Here is an 18,048-nt window from a genome sequence, read left to right as displayed (position 1 = left end):
CCGGCAACGGTGCGGGCCGTCACATCCGGAGGTGAACGGCCGATCCGGTCGGACACGTACAGAAGAGCATGCAGAGATCCCCGGGCGGACGTTTAGGGCCGCTCGATAGGGTCATCAGTGAGGGTTCCGCCCATCTGCCGAGGAGCACAACCATCGTGGCTGCCAACCGACCCGAGCTTCCCGCTCTCAACTGGTCCGACCTCGACCGCAGGGCCGTCGACACGGTCCGCGTGCTGGCCATGGACGCCGTGGAGAAATCCGGCAACGGCCACCCGGGCACGGCCATGAGCCTCGCCCCCGCGGCGTACCTGCTCTTCAACCGGGTCATGCGGCACAACCCGGCCGACCCGAACTGGTCCGGCCGGGACCGGTTCGTGCTGTCCGCCGGGCACTCCAGCCTGACCCTCTACATCCAGCTCTTCCTCTCCGGCTACCCGCTGGCCCTGGACGACCTCAAGGCGCTGCGCCAGTGGGGCTCGCTCACCCCCGGCCACCCGGAGCACGGCCACACGCCGGGCGTGGAGACCACCACGGGCCCGCTCGGCCAGGGCCTCGGCAACGCGGTCGGCATGGCGATGGCGGCCCGCCGCGAGCGCGGCCTGTTCGACCCCGAGCCGGAGCGCGGCGACTCCCCCTTCGACCACGACATCTGGTGCATCGCCTCGGACGGTGACATCGAGGAGGGCATCAGCCACGAGGTGAGCGCCCTCGCCGGCCACCAGCAGCTCGGCAACCTCTGCGTGATCTACGACGACAACGAGATCTCGATCGAGGACGACACCCGGATCGCCAAGAGCGAGGACGTGGCCGCCCGCTACGCGGCGTACGGCTGGCACGTCCAGACGGTCGACTGGCGCCGCGGCGACGCCGACCAGGGCGACTACCACGAGGACGTCGAGGCGCTGCACCAGGCGCTGCTGGCCGCCCGGGCGGAGACCGGCCGCCCCTCCTTCATCGCGCTGCGCACCATCATCGGCTGGCCCGCCCCGAACAAGCAGAACACCGGCAAGATCCACGGCTCGGCGCTCGGCGCCGACGAGGTGAAGGCCACCAAGCGGATCCTCGGCTTCGACCCGGAGCGCACCTTCGAGATCGACGACGAGGTGCTCAAGCACGCCCGCCAGGTCATGGACCGGGGCGCCGAGGCGCAGGCGGCGTGGACCACCACGTTCGACGCCTGGGCGCGGGCCAACCCGGAGCGCAAGGCGCTCTGGGACCGGATGTCGACCCGGACGCTGCCGCAGGGCTGGACCGACGCGCTGCCGACCTTCCCGGCCGACGCCAAGGGCATCGCCACCCGGGCCGCCTCCGGCAAGGTCCTGGAGGCCCTCGCCCCGGTGCTGCCCGAGCTGTGGGGCGGCTCCGCCGACCTGGCGGAGAGCAACAACACCACCATGAAGGGCGAGCCGTCCTTCATCCCGGCCGAGCACGCGACCAAGGACTTCCCGGGCGACGAGTACGGCCGCACCCTGCACTTCGGCATCCGTGAGCACGCCATGGGCGCGATCCTCAACGGCATCGCCCTGCACGGTGGCACCCGCCCGTACGGCGGCACCTTCCTGGTGTTCAGCGATTACATGCGCCCCTCGGTACGACTCGCCGCGCTGATGAAGCTGCCGGTGACCTACGTCTGGACGCACGACTCGATCGGCCTCGGCGAGGACGGCCCGACCCACCAGCCGGTGGAGCACCTGACCGCGCTGCGCGCCATCCCCGGCCTGGACGTGGTCCGCCCGGCCGACGCCAACGAAACCGCCTGGGCGTGGCGGCAGGCCCTGGAGCACACCGACCGGCCCACCGCGCTGGCGCTCAGCCGGCAGGCGCTGCCGACCCTCGACCGCACCGACCTGGCCGGCGCCGAGGGCGTCGCGAAGGGCGGCTACGTGCTGGCCGAGGCGTCCACCGGCAAGCCCCAGGTGATCATCGTGGGCACCGGCTCCGAGGTGCAGCTCTGCCTCACGGCCCGGGAGCGGCTGGAGGCCGACGGCACCCCCACCCGGGTGGTCTCCATGCCCTGCCAGGAGTGGTTCTTCGCGCAGGACGAGGCGTACCGGGAGTCGGTGCTCCCGCGTGGGGTAAAGGCACGGGTGAGCGTGGAGGCGGGCATCGCCATGTCCTGGCGGGCGATCGTCGGGGACAGCGGCGAGTGCGTGAGCCTGGAGCACTACGGGGCGAGCGCGCCGCACACCGTGCTCTTCGAGCAGTTCGGGTTCACCCCCGACCGGATCGTGGCCGCCGCGCACGCGGCGCTGACCCGGGTGGGCGACATCACCGGTTTCACGACCGGCAACTGAGGGGAGCGTGGACGGCATGACGGACAGGCTGAGCGAACTCCAGGCCGCTGGTGTGGCGATCTGGCTCGACGATCTTTCCCGGGTACGACTCAGCTCCGGCGGGCTGGACAAGCTCCGCCGGGAGCAGCACGTGGCCGGGGTGACCACCAACCCGACGATCTTCGCCAAGGCGCTGAGCGACGCCGACGAGTACAACTGGCAGCTGCGCGACCTCGCCACCCGCGGCCTCGAGGTCGAGGAGGCGGTCCGCATGCTCACCACGTACGACGTGCGGTGGGCCTGCGACGTGATGCGCCCGTCGTACGACAAGAGCGCCGGGGTGGACGGCCGGGTGTCGATCGAGGTCGACCCGCGGCTGGCCCACGAGTCCGACCGGACCGTCGCCGAGGCCAAGGCGCTCTGGTGGCTGGTCGACCGGCCGAACCTGTTCATCAAGATCCCCGCCACCGAGGCGGGCCTGCCGGCGATCACCGCGACCCTGGCCGAGGGGATCAGCGTGAACGTCACGCTGATCTTCGGCCTGGACCGGTACTCGGAGGTCATGGAGGCGTTCCTGGCCGGTCTGGAGCAGGCGAAGGCGAACGGGCACGACCTGTCGAAGATCGGCTCGGTCGCCTCGTTCTTCGTCTCCCGGGTCGACACCGAGGTGGACAAGCGGCTGGAGAAGATCGGCTCCGACGAGGCCAAGGCGCTGCGCGGCAAGGCGGCCATCGCGAACGCCCAGCTGGCGTACGAGCGCTACGGCGAGGTCTTCGGCTCCGACCGGTGGCGGAAGCTGGCCGACGCGGGCGCCCACCCGCAGCGCCCGCTGTGGGCCTCCACCTCGACCAAGAACCCCGACTACCGGGACGTCATCTACGTGGAGGAGCTGATCGCGCCCGGCACGGTCAACACCATGCCGGAAGCGGTCATCCACGCCTACGCCGACCATGGCGAGACCCGCCGTGACACCATCACCGGCTCGTACGACGGGGCCCGCAAGGTCTTCACCGACCTCGAGGCGGTCGGCGTGGACATGGCCGACGTGATCGCCACCCTGGAGCGGGAGGGCGTGGAGAAGTTCGAGACGAGCTGGCTGGAACTGCTCAACGGGGTCAAGAAGTCCCTCGCCGAGGCGGGCAAGGGCATCGGGCAGCCTGGCCGGGCCGCCAAGGGCAACGCGCGGGCCGCCGAACAGGCCGGGGGCAACGCGTGACGGACGGCGTCGGACGCGTCCCGGGGTGCCGCCCCGGGACGCGCCACGCCACGAGGACGGGGTGGTGAGGTGAGCGACCTGCTGGCCGGCCGGGCGGACATCGCCGCCGGGCTGGCCGTGCACGGCGCGGACGCGGTCGACGGGTCGGCACCCGCGTCCGTGCGGGCCGCGCTGGTCGCCGCGGACCTCCCCGCCCGGCTGGCCGCCAAGGACCCGACCCTGTGGGGGCCGGAAGCCGAGGCGACGGCGCGTACCCGCCTGGGCTGGCTGGACACCCACGCGCGCAGCCGCGAGCTGCTCCCCCAGCTCGCCGAGCTGGCCGAGGAGCTGGCCGACCTGGACCACGTGGTGCTGGCCGGGATGGGCGGCTCCTCGCTCGCCCCGGAGGTGCTCGCCCGGACCCTCGGCCGGCCGCTCACCGTCCTGGACACCACCGACCCCAGCCAGCTCCGCGCGGCCCTGGCCGACCGGCTGGAGCGCACCGTGGTGGTGGTCGCCAGCAAGTCCGGCGGCACGGTGGAGACCGACAGCATCCGGCGGGCGTACCTCCAGGCGTTCCTGGACGCCGGTGTGACCGAGGCGGAGGCCGCCCGGCACTTCGTCGTGGTCACCGACCCCGGCTCCCCGCTGGAGGCGGTCGCGGACGAACTGGGCGCGGTGGTGATCCCGGCCGACCCGGAGGTGGGCGGCCGCTACTCGGCGCTCACCGCGTTCGGGCTGGTCCCCGCCGCACTGGCCGGGGTGCCGGTCGCCGACCTGCTGGACGACGCCGAGGCCCTCGCCGCCGCGCTCGACCGGGACCGGGACAACCCGGGCCTGGCCCTCGGGGCGGCGCTCGCCGCGGCGGCCACCAGCGGCCGGGCCACCGTGGCGCTGGTCTCCGACGGCACCGGACTCGACGGGCTGGGCGACTGGGTCGAGCAACTGCTCGCCGAGTCCACCGGCAAGGCCGGCCGGGGCATCCTGCCGGTGGTGGTGGAGTCCCCGGACGCCCCCGGCGCCACCGGCCCGGGCGTGCTGACCGTGGGCTACGGCGGCGCCCTCGGCCCGGGCGCCGCGCCCGGCCCCGCCGACGTGGCGGTCAACGGCCCGCTCGGCGCGCAGTTCCTCACCTGGGAGTACGCCACCGCGATCGCCGCCGCCGTGCTCGACGTCGACCCGTTCGACCAGCCGGACGTCGCCGGGAGCAAGGAGCACAGCGCCCGGCTGCTCGCCGCCCGCCCGCCGGCGGAGTCGCCCTCGACCACCGACGGCGCCATCGAGGTGTACGCCCCGGCCGGGGCCCCCGCCGACCTGGCCGGCGCGCTGCGCTGGCTGCTCGACGGGCTGGGCGACGACGGCTACCTGGCGGTGGCCGCGTACCTCGACCGGTGGGCCGACGCGGCGGTGGCCGGGCTGCGCCCGCTGCTGGCGCGGGCGACCCCGCGGCCGGTCACCTTCGGGTGGGGGCCGCGGTACCTGCACTCCACCGGGCAGTACCACAAGGGCGGCCCACGGGCCGGCAGCCACCTCCAGGTGACCGGCGGGGTCGCCGAGGATCTGCCGGTGCCCGGCCGCCCGTACACCTTCGGAGACCTTCAGGCGGCCCAGGCCGCCGGCGACCGGCGGGCCCTCGCCGATCGCGGGCGGCCGGTGCTGCGCCTGCACCTGACCGAGCGGGCGGCGGGCGTCGCCCAGCTACTGGATGCGGCCGGACGGACACTGACGTGACGATGAATGACGTGACATCGGCGGAGCGAGGAGGCACCGTGAGCGCGAGGAGTGAGCCGGTCCTGCGAGCACCGCAGTCGCGAACCGAGGACAGCGCAGGGAACCCGCTGCGCGATCCTCAGGACCGCCGGCTGCCACGGATCCCGGAGCCGTGCGCTCTGGTGATCTTCGGCGTGACCGGCGACCTGGCCCGCAAGAAGCTCTTGCCGGCGGTCTACGACCTGGCGAACCGGGGGCTGCTGCCGCCCGGTTTCGTGGTCCTGGGCTTCGCCCGGCGCGACTGGGGCGACGGCGACTTCGAGGGGCTCGCCCACGAGGCGGCCAAGAAGCACGCCCGCACCCCCTGGCGGGAGGAGGTCTGGGCCCGGCTCGAAGGCAACATCAAGTTCGTCGGCGGCTCGTTCGACGACGACGCCGCCTTCGACCACCTGGCCGCCACCCTCGACGAGCTGCGCAACACCCACGGCATCCCGGGCAACGCCGCCTTCTACTTCTCCATCCCCCCGGCGGCCTTCCCCGTGGTGCTCAAGCAGCTCGCCCGCACCGGCATGGCGGACAACGCCAAGTCCGGCGGCTGGCGCCGCGTGGTCGTGGAGAAGCCGTTCGGCAACGACCTGCCCTCGGCGAAGGCGCTCAACGACCTGGTCGACGACGTGTTCACCCGGCAGGACGTCTTCCGGATCGACCACTACCTGGGCAAGGAGACGGTCCAGAACATCCTGGCCCTGCGGTTCGCCAACAACCTGTTCGAGCCGCTGTGGAACTCCAAGTACGTCGACTCGGTGCAGATCACCATGGCCGAGGACGTCGGCATCGGCACCCGGGCCGCCTTCTACGACTCGGTCGGCACCGCCCGGGACGTGCTCCAGAACCACCTGCTCCAGCTGCTCGCCCTGGTGGCCATGGAGGAGCCGACCAGCTTCGACGCCGACGAGATCCGCACCGAGAAGCTCAAGGTACTCAAGGCCATCACGGTGCCGAAGGACGTCGCGGCGGACACCGTCCGCGGCCAGTACCTGCCCGGCTGGGTCGGCGGCGAGCGCGCCGTCGGCTACCTCGACGAGGAGGGCGTCCCGCCGGACTCCACCACCGAGACGTACGTGGCGGTGAAGCTGGGCATCCAGAACCGGCGCTGGGCCGGGGTGCCGTTCTACATCCGGGCCGGCAAGCGCCTGCCCCGGCGGGTCACCGAGGTGGCCATCGTGTTCAAGACCGCGCCGCACCTGCCGTTCAACCCCGCCGACATGGAGTCGCTCGGCCCCAACCAGCTCGTCATCCGGGTCCAGCCGGACGAGGGCGTGGTGCTGAAGTTCGGCTCCAAGGTGCCGGGCACCACCATGGAGGTCCGCGACATCGCGATGGACTTCCAGTACGGCGAGGCGTTCACCGAGTCCAGCCCCGAGGCGTACGAGCGGCTGGTGCTGGACGTGCTCATCGGCGACCGGACGCTGTTCCCGGACGCCGCCGAGGTCGAGCAGAGCTGGCAGGTGGTGGACCCGCTGGAGCACGCCTGGACGGGGACCACGCCGGAGCCGTACCGGGCCGGCGAGTGGGGCCCCCGCGCCGCCGACGAGATGCTGGCCCGCGACGGCCGGTCGTGGCGGAGAGCGTGAGCGAGCACTGCGAGCGAACCAGGAGGTTCCGTTGATCGGCTTGTGGGACACCACCGGGAACGAGGTGGTCAAGGCGCTCGCCGCCGAGCGGCGCAGCGCGGGCGGGGTGGCCAGCGGCATGGCGCTCACGCTGATCGTGGTGGTCGACGAGAAGCGGGTCCGGGAGGCCGAGGCGGCGGCCACCATCGCGGCCGCCGCCCACCCGTGCCGGCTGCTCGTGGTGGTCCGCTCCGACGTCGAGCGGGACCGCAACCGGCTGGACGCGGAGATCGTCGTCGGCGGCCGGCTCGGCCCGTGCGAGGCCGTGGTGACCCGGATGTACGGCCGGCTCGCGCTGCACGCCGAGTCGGTCGTCATGCCGCTGCTGGTGCCGGACGTGCCGGTGGTGACGTGGTGGCACGGCGAGCCGCCGGAGGAGATCGCCACCGACTTCCTCGGCGTGGTGGCCGACCGGCGGATCACCGACTCGGCGCAGGCCGCCGACCCGATCGCCGCGCTGCGGCAGCGGGCCGCGGACTACGCCCCGGGCGACACCGACCTGGCCTGGACCCGGATCACCCCGTGGCGCACCCTGGTCGCCGGGGCGTTCGACACCACCCAGGCCCGGGTCACCGAGGCGACCGTGGTGGCGCCGCGGACCGACCCGACGGCGGCGCTGATGCGCGGCTGGCTGGCCGCCCGGCTCGGCATCGACCCGGTGTGGGAGCACACCGGCGAGTTCCCCCGGATGCGGGAGGTGCAGCTGCGCTGCGCCAACGGCGACCAGCTGACGCTGACCCGGGACGACAGCGTGGCCATCTTCCGGCGTACCGGGCAGGAGGACCGGACGCTGCCGCTGGTCCGCCGGCCGCTCGGCGACGAGCTGGCCGAGGAGCTGCGCCGGCTCGACGCCGACCAGGTCTACGCCGAGACGCTCGGCGCGACCGCCGGGTTGACCGGGCTCGACCAGCGGCCCGCCCAGCGGGTGCACGTGTGGAAGGATCCGGCGACCGCCCAGCGGGCCGAGGCCGGGGTCACCGCGCACGCCGGCGCGACCGCCAACGAGTGAGCGGACCCGCCGGCCCGGCGTGGGGGCACGGACCGCTCGGCGGTCGGACAGCACAGGTGACCGCCGCGGGGCGGTCGGAACACGAAGGCGCGATGGATGAGTGAGGCGAGTGTCGCCGTACACGCCGACCCCGACCTGCTGGCGCAGGCGGTGGCGGCCCGGCTGGTGGTGAAGCTGCTCGACGCGCAGGCCGAGCGGGGCCAGGCGTCGGTGGTGCTGACCGGCGGGCGGATCGCCGCGGCGGTGTACCGGGCGGTGACCCAACTGCCGGCCCGGGACGCCGTCGACTGGTCCCGGGTCGACGTCTGGTGGGGCGATGAGCGGTTCCTGCCGGCCGGTGACCCGGAGCGCAACGAGACCCAGGCCCGCGCGGCGCTGCTGGACGTGGTCCCGCTGGACCCGGCCCGCATCCACCCCATGCCGGCCTCGGACGGGCCGGCCGGCAACGACCCGGAGGCGGCCGCCGCCGGGTACGCGCAGGAGCTGGCCCGGGCCGCCCGGCCGGGGAACGCCACCCTCCCCCACTTCGACGTGCTGATGCTCGGTGTCGGCGAGGACGGGCACGTGGCCTCGGTCTTCCCCGAGCACCCGGTGCACCACGACAACCGCCCGGTCAGCGCCGTACGCGGCAGCCCCAAGCCGCCGCCCGTGCGGACCACGCTGACCCTGCCGGCGATCAACACGGCCGAGGAGGTCTGGCTGGTGGCCGCCGGGGCGGACAAGGCCCGGGCGGTGGGGATGGCCCTCGCCGGGGCCGGGCCGGTGCAGCTGCCGGCGGCCGGGGTGCGAGGAGTGTCCCGTACCCTCTGGCTGCTGGACCGGGCGGCGGCGACCGACGTGCCGCCCCGCCTGCGCAGCCTGCGCTGAACGACGGCGGAGCCCCGGCCCGGGCGGGTCGGGGCTCCCGCGTGTTCAGGCCCGGCCGCGCCGCTGGCGTAGCGTCTCCAGGGCCTCGGCGAGCAGCGCCTCGCCCTGCTCCGGGGTGCGCCGCTCCTGCACGTACGCCAGGTGGGTCTTGTAGGGCTCGACCCGGGCCCGGCCGGGCGGGTTGCCCGGGTCGGGGCCGGCCGGCTCACCGCAGCGCGGGCAGTCCCAGGTCTCCGGGGCCTCCGCCTCGGCGGCGATGAGGAACTGGACGCGGTGGGCGTTTTCGCACCAGTAGGTGACCGGCCGGCGGGGCGCCGGCTCCACGCGCTGGTCGAAGCGCTCGGGGGCGGACCCGATCCGGGTGCCGCGGATGACGTTGCCACTGGACACGGCTGCTCGCTCCTGTCGTCGGAGGGGACCGCCGCTTGCGGGGTGGGCGGCGGGCGACGCGCGGAGAAACAAACTGCGCGCGGTCCGTGACGGACCGCGCGCAGATTGTACGACTCGAAGCGCCGACTCAGGCGCCGCTACCGAGCTGGAGCCGGAGCCACAGCCCGATCCCGACGATGCACGCGAACCAGACGATCCCGACCAGAACCGTGTAGCGGTCGAGGTTCTTCTCGGCCACCGAGGAGCCGGCCAGGCTGGAGCTGACGCCGCCGCCGAACATGCTCGACAACCCGCCACCCTTACCACGGTGCAGGAGGATCAGCAGGGTGAGCAGGATGCTCGTGATGACCAGCAACACGATCATCGTGTAGGCGAACCAGATCGGCATGGCGGGGGTCAGTCCTCTCGTTGCGAACACTGCCCGGTCCTGTCGGGCACGGCGGCACCGACCGGTGGGCGGGCAGCGTCAAGGATAGCGAGCGATCAGCGGGCGATGTGCTCCGGGAACCGGCAGATCTGCGCGAATTCCTCGGCGTCCAGGCTGGCGCCGCCGATCAGGGCCCCGTCCACGTCCGGCTGGACCATGATCGCGGCGACGTTCGACGACTTCACCGACCCGCCGTAGAGGATCCGGACCTGGTCCGCGGTGTCCTGGCCGAAGGTCTCCACCAGGCGCTTGCGCACCTCGCCGCAGACCTCCTGGGCGTCCTCCGGGGTCGCCGTCTTGCCGGTGCCGATCGCCCAGACCGGCTCGTACGCCACGACGACCTTGGTGACCTGCTCCGGGGTGAGCCCCTGCAGCGCGCCGTCGAGCTGGTCGCAGCAGTGCGGCACGTGCTTGAGCTGCTCGCGGATCTCCAGCCCCTCCCCGATGCAGAGGATCGGGGTGAGCCCGTTCGCCAGCGCGGCGGCCACCTTGGCGTTGACCAGCGCGTCGTCCTCGTGGTGGTACTGCCGCCGCTCGGAGTGGCCGACCACCACGTAGGTGCAGCCCAGCTTGGCGAGCATCGGCCCGGCGATGTCCCCGGTGTACGCGCCCGACTGGTACGGCGACAGGTCCTGCGCGCCGTAGCCGATCAGCAGCTTGTCGCCGTCCACCGCGGTCTGCACGGTGCGCAGGTCGGTGAAGGGCGGCAGGACCACCGTCTCGACCGCGGTGAGCTGCTTCTCGTTGAGGCTCGCGGCCAGCTTCTGCACCAGCAGGTTGGCCTCGAGGTGGTTCAGGTTCATCTTCCAGTTGCCGGCCATCAGAGGCCGGCGGGTGGTGCTCGCCATTCAGTTCTCCAGGGCCGCGATGCCGGGGAGGGTCTTGCCCTCGAGGTATTCCAGGGAGGCTCCGCCACCCGTGGAGATGTGGCCGAAGGACGACTCGTCCAGCCCGAGCGCCCGCACCGCCGCGGCGGAGTCACCGCCACCGACCACGCTGAACGCGTCAGCCTTGGTGATCGCCTCGGCGACGCCCCGGGTGCCGTTGGCGAAGGCGGCCATCTCGAACACGCCCATCGGACCGTTCCAGAAGATGGTCCTCGCCTGGGACAGCGCGGCGGCGAAGCCGGCCACCGTCTCCGGGCCGATGTCCAGGCCCAGCCGGTGGCTCGGGATGCCGTCGGCGGGCACGACGTCGTGCGCGGCGTCCGGCGCGAACGCGTCCGCCGCCACCACGTCGACCGGCAGCATGATCTTGCCCCCGGAACGCTCCAGGAGGTTGCCGCAGGTCTCGACCATCTCCTTCTCGAGCAGCGAGGTGCCCACCTCGTGGCCCTGGGCCTTGAGGAAGGTGAAGCACATCCCGCCGCCGATGAGCAGCCGGTCGACCTTCGGCAGCAGGGCCTCGATCACCGCCAGCTTGTCGGAGACCTTGGACCCGCCCAGCACCACCACGTACGGCCGCTCCGGGTCGCCGGTGAGCTTGCCGAGCACCTCCACCTCGCGCAGCACGAGGCGGCCGGCCACGTGCGGCAGCCGGGCCGGCACGTCGTGGACGCTGGCGTGCTTGCGGTGCACGGCGCCGAAGGCGTCGTCGACGTACGCGTCGCCGAAGGCGGCGAGTTGGTCGGCGAAGGCGCCCCGCTCCGCGTCGTCCTTGCTGGTCTCACCCTTGTTGAAGCGCAGGTTCTCCAGCAGGGCCACCTGGCCGTCGGCCAGCCCCTCCACGGTGGAGCGGGCCGAGTCGCCGACGGTGTCCTCGGCGAAGTGCACCGGCGCGCCGAGCAGCTCACCGAGCCGCCCGGCGACCGGGCGGAGGCTGAACTGCGGGTCCGGCGCGCCCTTCGGGCGGCCCAGGTGCGAGCAGACGACCACCTTGGCGCCGGCCTGGACCAGCGCGCTGAGGGTCGGCAGCACGGCCCGGATCCGACCGTCGTCGGTGATCTCGCCGCTCTGCTTGTCGAGCGGGACGTTCAGGTCGGCGCGCACCAGCACGCGCCGACCCGAGACCCCCTCGCCGAGCAGGTCGTCGAGGTTGCGGATGCTCACAGAGCTAGCCCTCCGTTCGTGACTGCGGGGCTCGCAAGCTCACTCCTCGCACTCACAGGGAGCTGCCCACCAGCTTCACGAGGTCGACGAGGCGGTTCGAGTAGCCCCACTCGTTGTCGTACCAGCCGACGACCTTGACCTGGTTGCCGATCACCTTGGTCAGCGGCGCGTCGAAGATGCAGGACGCCGGGTCGGTGACGATGTCCGAGGAGACGATCGGGTCCTCGTTGTAGACCAGGATGCCCTTGAGCGGGCCGTCCGCGGCGGCCTTGAGCGCGGCGTTGACCTCGTCCACCGTGGTCTCCCGGCCGACCGTGACGGTCAGGTCGGTGGTGGAGCCGGTCGGGATCGGCACGCGCAGCGCGTAGCCGTCGAGCTTGCCCTTGAGGTCCGGCAGGACCAGGCCGATCGCCTTCGCGGCGCCGGTCGAGGTCGGCACGATGTTGAGCGCGGCGGCCCGGGCCCGGCGCAGGTCCTTGTGCGGCGCGTCCTGCAGGTTCTGGTCCTGCGTGTACGCGTGGATGGTGGTCATCAGACCCTGCTGGATGCCGAACGTGTCGTGCAGCACCTTGGCCATCGGGGCGAGGCAGTTGGTGGTGCAGGAGGCGTTCGAGATGATGGTGTGCTTGGCCGGGTCGTACTGGTCCTGGTTGACGCCCATGACCACGGTGACGTCCTCGTTCTTCGCCGGGGCGGAGATGATGACCTTCTTGGCCCCGCCGTCGACGTGCGCCTTCGCCTTGGTGGCGTCGGTGAAGAAACCGGTGGACTCGATGACGACGTCGGCGCCGACCTCACCCCACGGCAGCTTGGCCGGGTCCTTCTCGGCGTACGCCTTGATGGTCTTGCCGCCCACGGTGATCTCGTCGGCGGTGGCCTTCACCTCGTGCGGCAGGCGGCCCAGGATGCTGTCGTACTTGACAAGGTGGGCGAGCGTCGCGTTGTCGGTCAGGTCGTTGACCGCCACGACCTCGATGTCAGCGCCGGACGCCAGCACTGCCCGGAAGAAGTTGCGGCCGATCCGGCCGAAGCCGTTGATGCCAACCCGGATGGTCACAGGTCCCATCTCCTCGCGTTCTGGTCCGCCGGCGTCAGAACCCGGCCGGCGGAGATTGTTCGCCGACCGGTGGAGCCGGCCGTTGACGGTTCATCTCGGCCACCCCGCCGCGGTCCCAGGAGACCAGACCGCCCGAGGCGGTGAGCACGGCTAGGGGTGCCTTTGCCGGCCCCCTTGCCGTACGCAGCGACCTTATCCGAGCGCGCGCCGCCGCGCTGCGGCGGGTGGTGATCCCCCTCGCAGCTCGACGCCTCACCGGTCCTATCAGACCACGAGCATGTCGGGCGTGACGGCCGCTTCGGTATCCGGGATGCCCAGGTCGCGGGCCCGCTTGTCGGCCAGCGCGAGCAGCCGGCGGATCCGGCCGGCGATGGCGTCCTTGGTCAGCGGCGGATCGGCCAGCGCGCCGAGTTCCTCCAGCGAGGCCTGCCGGTGCTCCAGCCGCAGCCGGCCGGCCGAGGTCAGGTGGTTGGGGGCGTCCTCGGCGAGGATCTCCAGCGCCCGGGTGACCCGGGCGGCGGCGGCCACCGCGGCACGGGCCGAGCGGCGCAGGTTGGCGTCGTCGAAGTTGGCCAGTCGGTTCGCGGTGGCCCGGACCTCGCGGCGCACCCGCCGCTCCTCCCACGCGAGCACACTGGAGTGGGCGCCGATGCGGGTGAGCAGCGCGGCGATCGCGTCGCCGTCCTTGACCACCACCCGGTCCACCCCGCGCACCTCGCGGTTCTTGGCGGTGATGCCGATCCGGCGGGCCGCGCCGACCAGGGCGAGCGCGGACTCCGGGCCCGGGCAGGTGATCTCCAGCGCGCTGGAGCGGCCCGGCTCGGTCAGCGAGCCGTGCGCCATGAACGCGCCCCGCCAGGCGGAGACCGCGCAGCAGACGTTGGCGGCCACCACGTGCGGCGGCAGGCCGCGCACCGGGCGGCCCCGGACGTCCAGCAGGCCGGTCTGCCGCGCGAGGGCCTCGCCGTCCTTGACCACCCGCACGATGAAGTGGCTGCCCTTGCGCAGGCCGCCCGAGGCGAGCACGTGGATCTCGCTCGGGTAGCCGTAGACCTCGGCGATCTCCCGGCGGAGCCGCCGGGCCACCGCGCCGGTGTCCAGCTCCGCCTCGACCACGACGCGACCCGACACGATGTGCAGGCCGCCCGCGAACCGGAGCAGGGCGGCCATCTCCGCCCGCCGGCAGCAGGGCTTGGGCACGTCGACCCGACTCAGCTCGTCCTTGACCGCAGCCGTCATCGCCATGTTGCGCGCCCCCTCACGGACCGGTTCCGGCGTGTCGCCGGTGATTACGTACGTGTCTAACGATCGGCGCCCAGGACAGGCACCAGCGCGGCGCCCAGGGCGGCCGGATCATGACGGGGCGTGCCGTCGGTGACGGCGACGGGAGCGAGGACCAGCCGGGCACCCAGCGATTCTGCCGCACGTTCGACCGCCGCGGGATCACCCACCGCCTTGGAGTCGGCCAACACCATGTCCACCTTCAACTCGGGCAGATAGCGCCGGAGGGTGTCCAGATGGTCGGGCAGGGAGAGCCCGAGGGTCTCCTTCTCCGCCACCAGGTTGAGGGTCACCAGCCGACGCGCCGGGCTGGAGACGATCGCGTCGGCCAGGCCCGGCACCAGCAGGTGCGGCAGCACGCTGGTGTACCAGCTGCCCGGCCCGAAGATCAGCCAGTCGGCCGCGCGCACCGCGGTCACCGCCTCCGCGCAGGCGGCCGGCGTGGCCGGGGTGAGCCGAAGCGACTCGACGGTGCCGGAGGTGACCGCCACCTGGTGCTGGCCACGTACCGTGCGGACCTCGTCGGGGCGGTCCGGGTCGGCGCCGCGTACCCGGGCCTCGATGCCGACCGGCTGCCGCGACATCGGCAGCACCCGGCCGACCGCGCCGAGCATCGCGCCGGCGTGGTCGAGCGCGACCACCGGGTCGCCGAGCAGCTCGGTGAGCCCGTGCAGCAGCAGGTTGCCGACCGCGTGGCCGGCGAGCGGATCGGCCGCTCTCCCGCTCCCCTCCGCCGCGGCGGCGAAGCGGTGCTGGAAGAGCGCCGCGCTGCGCCGGGTGGCCGGGTGGTCCCCGGCCAGGGCCACGAGCGCCTGCCGCAGGTCGCCCGGGGGCAGGCCGCCGCGCTCCGCGCGCAGCCGGCCGCTGGAGCCGCCGTCGTCGCCGACGGTGACCACCGCGGTGATGTCCAGGTCCAGTCCGGGTACGCAGTGCCGCAGCGCGCGCAGCGACGCCGACAGCCCGTGCCCGCCGCCGAAGGCGACCACCCTGGTCGGGGTCATTCCCGCCCCAGGTCCCGGTGCTGGGCGTTGGCGGCGATGCCGGAGCGGCGCAGCCGGGCGGCCAGCTCCTCGGCGATCGCCACGCTCCGGTGCTTGCCACCGGTGCAGCCGACGGCCACGGTCAGGTAGCGCTTGCCCTCCCGCTCGAAACCGGCGGTGGTGGCGTTGACCAGGTCCGCGTACCCGGCCACGAAGGCGTCCGCCCCCTCCTGGCCCAGCACGTACGCGCTGACCGCCTCCTCGCGCCCGGTGTGCTCGCGCAGCTCCGGCACCCAGTACGGGTTGGGCAGGAACCGGGCGTCCATCACGAAGTCGGCGTCCGGCGGGAGGCCGTACTTGAAGCCGAAGGACAGCACGGTGATCCGCAACCGGCGGGAGTCCTCCCCGCCGAACAGCTCCTCGACCCGGCGCCGGAGCTGGTTCACGTTCAGGTGGCTGGTGTCGATGATCACGTCGGCCTGGTCGCGGGCCTCCTCCAGCAGAGCCCGCTCCACGGCGATCCCGTCGGCCAGCCGCCCGTCGCCCTGCAACGGGTGCGAGCGGCGCACGCTCTCGAAGCGACGGATCAGCACCTCGTCGTCGGCGTCGACGAAGACCACCCGGGGCTGGAAGCCGCGCTCGCGCAGCTCCCGGATCGCCCCGGCCAGGTCGGTGGAGAAGGCCCGCGAGCGGACGTCCAGCACCATCGCCGTACGCCGGGCCGCTCCGCCGGCCTTGAACGCCAGCTCGGCCATGTCCAGCATGAGCGCCTGGGGCAGGTTGTCCACCACGTAGTAGCCGACGTTCTCCAGCGCCCGGGCCACCGTGCTGCGGCCACCGCCGGACAGGCCGGTCACCACCACCAGGGTGGTGTCCGCCTCGGCCGGCGCCGGCCGCCCGAGAGCTGTCTCCGCGTTGGTCGGCACCAGGTCTCCCGCCGTCCGCGCCTCGCTCACCCGCTACCCCCAGCCGTGGCGCCGCGGCCGGTCGGCCGCGCATGGTCAGTCAGCGACTCTAACGGCTCCGACCCCGCCCGGGATTCCACGGGGTGACGACCGGAACAGGCGCTTGTCCGTTTTGTCAAGGTCCCGGTTCCCGGCACGCGCCCGTTCGGGGCGGGGCGCTGTCGGCGGGCGCTCGTAGACTGCGCGGATGGTCTCCCCCACCGATGAGCGGACCGAGGACGCCCTGCGGGTGCTCCGCCGGGTGTTCGGCTACGACGCCTTCCGCGGCTTCCAGCACGAGGTCGTCGAGCACGTGGTGGCCGGCGGCGACGCGCTGGTGCTGATGCCGACCGGGGGCGGCAAGTCGCTCTGCTACCAGATCCCGGCGCTGGTCCGCGACGGCGTGGCGGTGGTCGTCTCGCCGCTGATCGCGCTCATGCAGGACCAGGTCGACGCGCTCACCGCGGTCGGCGTCCGGGCCGGGTTCCTCAACTCGACCCAGGACCTGACTGAGCGGCGGCGGGTCGAGGCGGCGTTCCTCGCCGGCGAGCTGGACCTGCTCTACCTCGCCCCGGAGGCGCTGGCGACGCGCTCCACGGTCGCCCTGCTGGAGCGCGGGCGGATCGCGCTCTTCGCGATCGACGAGGCGCACTGCGTCTCGCAGTGGGGGCACGACTTCCGCCCCGACTACCTCAACCTGTCGATGCTGCACGAGCGCTGGCCCGGGGTGCCGCGGATCGCGCTGACCGCGACCGCCACCGGGGCCACCCGCACGGAGATCGCCACCCGGCTCAAGCTCACCGACGCCCGGCACTTCGTGGCCAGCTTCGACCGGCCCAACATCCAGTACCGGATCGTGCCCAAGCGGGAGCCGCGCAAGCAACTGCTCGCCCTGCTGCGCGACGAACACCCGGGCGACGCCGGCATCGTCTACTGCCTCTCCCGGGCCTCCGTGGATAAGACCGCCGAGTTCCTGGTCGCCAACGGCATCCCGGCGCTGCCCTACCACGCCGGGCTGGACGCGGCGACGCGAGCGGCCAACCAGCAGCGCTTCCTGCGCGAGGACGGGCTGGTCATGGTCGCCACCATCGCCTTCGGCATGGGCATCGACAAGCCCGACGTACGCTTCGTCGCCCACCTCGACCTGCCCAAGTCGGTGGAGGGCTACTACCAGGAGACCGGGCGCGCCGGGCGCGACGGGCTGCCGTCGACGGCCTGGCTGGCGTACGGGCTCCAGGACGTGGTGCAGCAGCGCAAGATGATCGAGACGTCGGAAGGCGACCTGGCGCACCGCCGCAACCTGGCCACCCACCTCGACGCCATGCTGGCGCTCTGCGAGACGGTCCGCTGCCGCCGCGCGCAACTCCTCGAATACTTCGGCGAGGGCGGCACCGCCAACTGCGGCAACTGCGACACCTGCCTGGAGCCGCCGGAGTCCTGGGACGGCACGGTCGCCGCGCAGAAGCTGCTCTCCACCGTCTACCGCCTCGACCGGGAACGCAACCAGCGGTTCGGCGCCGGGCACTGCGTGGACATCCTGCTCGGCAAGCGCACCGACAAGATCGACCAGTACGGCCACGACTCGCTGAGCACCTTCGGCATCGGCACCGACCTGCGCGAGGCCGAGTGGCGGGGCGTGGTGCGGCAACTGCTCGCCGAGGGCCTGCTCGCCGTCGAGGGCGACTACGGCACCCTGGCCCTGACCGAGGCGAGCGCCGAGGTGCTGGGCCGCCGGCGGACGGTCACCATGCGGCGGGAGCCGGAACGGCCGGCGTCCGGCCGGTCCGCCAAGCCCCGGGGCGCGGCGACCGTGGTGGCCGACCTCGCCCCGGCCGCCGTCCCGGTGTTCGAGCGGCTCCGCGCCTGGCGGGCGGCCACCGCCAAGGAACAGGGCGTCCCGGCGTACGTGGTGTTCCACGACGCCACCCTGCGGCAGATCGCCACCGAGGCGCCGACCTCGCTGGCCGAGCTGTCCCGGATCAGCGGCGTCGGCGACAACAAGCTGGCCAAGTACGGCGAGGGGATCCTCGCCGTACTCACCGAGTCCTGAGACATGACGAAGGGCCGGCCCCTTGTGGGGGCCGGCCCTTCGTGCTCGCTCCTGTCAGCGGTTGCCGGTCAGGAGGCGCTGTAGCCGCGGGTGGCGATCCAGTCGGCGAGGTTGTCGACGGTGATGCGGTAGGAGGCGGTGTTG

15 protein-coding genes are annotated in these 18,048 nt (G+C 73.1%); 7 read left to right on the top strand and 8 right to left on the bottom strand.

Annotation, left to right across the window (positions count from 1 at the left end):
• The first annotated feature begins 155 nt into the window (after positions 1-155).
• The 6 genes from tkt (at position 156) to pgl (ending at position 8,727) form a co-directional block, all read left to right on the top strand.
• Positions 156-2,294 carry a transketolase gene (tkt, locus tag B0E53_RS09520; protein WP_107075690.1) on the top strand — a complete coding sequence of 713 codons (2,139 nt, stop codon included), beginning with the start codon at positions 156-158 and terminating at the stop codon, positions 2,292-2,294.
• A gap of 16 nt (positions 2,295-2,310) precedes the next feature.
• Entirely contained in the window at positions 2,311-3,489 is a 1,179-nt protein-coding gene (gene tal / locus B0E53_RS09515) for a transaldolase (RefSeq protein ID WP_107075705.1), read from the top strand.
• Between the two features lie 69 nt (positions 3,490-3,558).
• Positions 3,559-5,199, top strand: coding sequence for a glucose-6-phosphate isomerase (locus B0E53_RS09510; RefSeq protein ID WP_107075689.1), 1,641 nt, complete (start codon positions 3,559-3,561; stop codon positions 5,197-5,199).
• Between the two features lie 2 nt (positions 5,200-5,201).
• The gene (gene zwf / locus B0E53_RS09505) at positions 5,202-6,812 is read left to right on the top strand and encodes a glucose-6-phosphate dehydrogenase (protein ID WP_246835315.1); all 1,611 of its coding nucleotides are present in this window, start codon (positions 5,202-5,204) and stop codon (positions 6,810-6,812) included.
• A 31-nt stretch (positions 6,813-6,843) separates the two neighbouring features.
• Complete coding sequence (locus B0E53_RS09500; protein ID WP_107075688.1) at positions 6,844-7,860, top strand: glucose-6-phosphate dehydrogenase assembly protein OpcA; 1,017 nt, start codon at positions 6,844-6,846, stop codon at positions 7,858-7,860.
• 96 nt (positions 7,861-7,956) lie between these two features.
• On the top strand, positions 7,957-8,727 hold the full coding sequence (gene pgl / locus B0E53_RS09495; protein ID WP_107075687.1) for a 6-phosphogluconolactonase: 771 nt from the start codon (positions 7,957-7,959) through the stop codon (positions 8,725-8,727).
• A 45-nt stretch (positions 8,728-8,772) separates the two neighbouring features.
• Here the strand turns inward: pgl and B0E53_RS09490 are convergent, their stop codons facing one another.
• The 8 genes from B0E53_RS09490 to rapZ form a co-directional block, all read right to left on the bottom strand.
• Positions 8,773-9,117 carry an RNA polymerase-binding protein RbpA gene (locus tag B0E53_RS09490; protein ID WP_107075686.1) on the bottom strand — a complete coding sequence of 115 codons (345 nt, stop codon included), beginning with the start codon at positions 9,115-9,117 and terminating at the stop codon, positions 8,773-8,775.
• 127 nt (positions 9,118-9,244) lie between these two features.
• On the bottom strand, positions 9,245-9,505 hold the full coding sequence (gene secG, locus B0E53_RS09485; protein ID WP_091320761.1) for a preprotein translocase subunit SecG: 261 nt from the start codon (positions 9,503-9,505) through the stop codon (positions 9,245-9,247).
• A 95-nt stretch (positions 9,506-9,600) separates the two neighbouring features.
• Complete coding sequence (gene tpiA / locus B0E53_RS09480; RefSeq protein ID WP_107075685.1) at positions 9,601-10,392, bottom strand: triose-phosphate isomerase; 792 nt, start codon at positions 10,390-10,392, stop codon at positions 9,601-9,603.
• Positions 10,393-11,592 carry a phosphoglycerate kinase gene (locus B0E53_RS09475; protein WP_107075684.1) on the bottom strand — a complete coding sequence of 400 codons (1,200 nt, stop codon included), beginning with the start codon at positions 11,590-11,592 and terminating at the stop codon, positions 10,393-10,395. It abuts the gene before it with no gap.
• 52 nt (positions 11,593-11,644) lie between these two features.
• On the bottom strand, positions 11,645-12,649 hold the full coding sequence (gene gap, locus B0E53_RS09470) for a type I glyceraldehyde-3-phosphate dehydrogenase (RefSeq protein ID WP_107075683.1): 1,005 nt from the start codon (positions 12,647-12,649) through the stop codon (positions 11,645-11,647).
• A 264-nt stretch (positions 12,650-12,913) separates the two neighbouring features.
• Positions 12,914-13,894 carry a DNA-binding protein WhiA gene (gene whiA / locus B0E53_RS09465; protein WP_088999356.1) on the bottom strand — a complete coding sequence of 327 codons (981 nt, stop codon included), beginning with the start codon at positions 13,892-13,894 and terminating at the stop codon, positions 12,914-12,916.
• 56 nt (positions 13,895-13,950) lie between these two features.
• Positions 13,951-14,931, bottom strand: a complete 981-nt coding sequence (gene yvcK, locus B0E53_RS09460) for a uridine diphosphate-N-acetylglucosamine-binding protein YvcK (RefSeq protein ID WP_107075682.1) — start codon at positions 14,929-14,931, stop codon at positions 13,951-13,953.
• A complete protein-coding gene (gene rapZ / locus B0E53_RS09455; RefSeq protein ID WP_091322417.1) occupies positions 14,928-15,836 on the bottom strand; it encodes an RNase adapter RapZ in 909 nt (302 codons plus the stop codon). Before rapZ ends, yvcK begins: the two co-directional genes overlap by 4 nt.
• Positions 15,837-16,062: 226 nt before the next feature.
• Between rapZ and recQ the strand changes: the two genes are divergently transcribed.
• A complete protein-coding gene (gene recQ, locus B0E53_RS09450; protein ID WP_107075681.1) occupies positions 16,063-17,904 on the top strand; it encodes a DNA helicase RecQ in 1,842 nt (613 codons plus the stop codon).
• Positions 17,905-18,048 lie beyond the last annotated feature (144 nt).

Source organism: Micromonospora sp. MH33 (assembly GCF_003013775.1).
GTDB lineage: Bacteria > Actinomycetota > Actinomycetes > Mycobacteriales > Micromonosporaceae > Micromonospora > Micromonospora fulviviridis.
This window is presented reverse-complemented; position numbering and strand designations above follow the sequence as displayed.

Coding starts and splice junctions, on each gene's coding strand:
- tpiA (WP_107075685.1), bottom strand. CDS start 10,392: ATGGCGAGCACCACCCGCCGGCCTCTGATGGCCGGCAACTGGAAGATG.
- whiA (WP_088999356.1), bottom strand. CDS start 13,894: ATGGCGATGACGGCTGCGGTCAAGGACGAGCTGAGTCGGGTCGACGTG.
- yvcK (WP_107075682.1), bottom strand. CDS start 14,931: ATGACCCCGACCAGGGTGGTCGCCTTCGGCGGCGGGCACGGGCTGTCG.
- tal (WP_107075705.1), top strand. CDS start 2,311: ATGACGGACAGGCTGAGCGAACTCCAGGCCGCTGGTGTGGCGATCTGG.
- zwf (WP_246835315.1), top strand. CDS start 5,202: ATGAATGACGTGACATCGGCGGAGCGAGGAGGCACCGTGAGCGCGAGG.
- pgl (WP_107075687.1), top strand. CDS start 7,957: ATGAGTGAGGCGAGTGTCGCCGTACACGCCGACCCCGACCTGCTGGCG.
- recQ (WP_107075681.1), top strand. CDS start 16,063: ATGGTCTCCCCCACCGATGAGCGGACCGAGGACGCCCTGCGGGTGCTC.
- secG (WP_091320761.1), bottom strand. CDS start 9,505: ATGCCGATCTGGTTCGCCTACACGATGATCGTGTTGCTGGTCATCACG.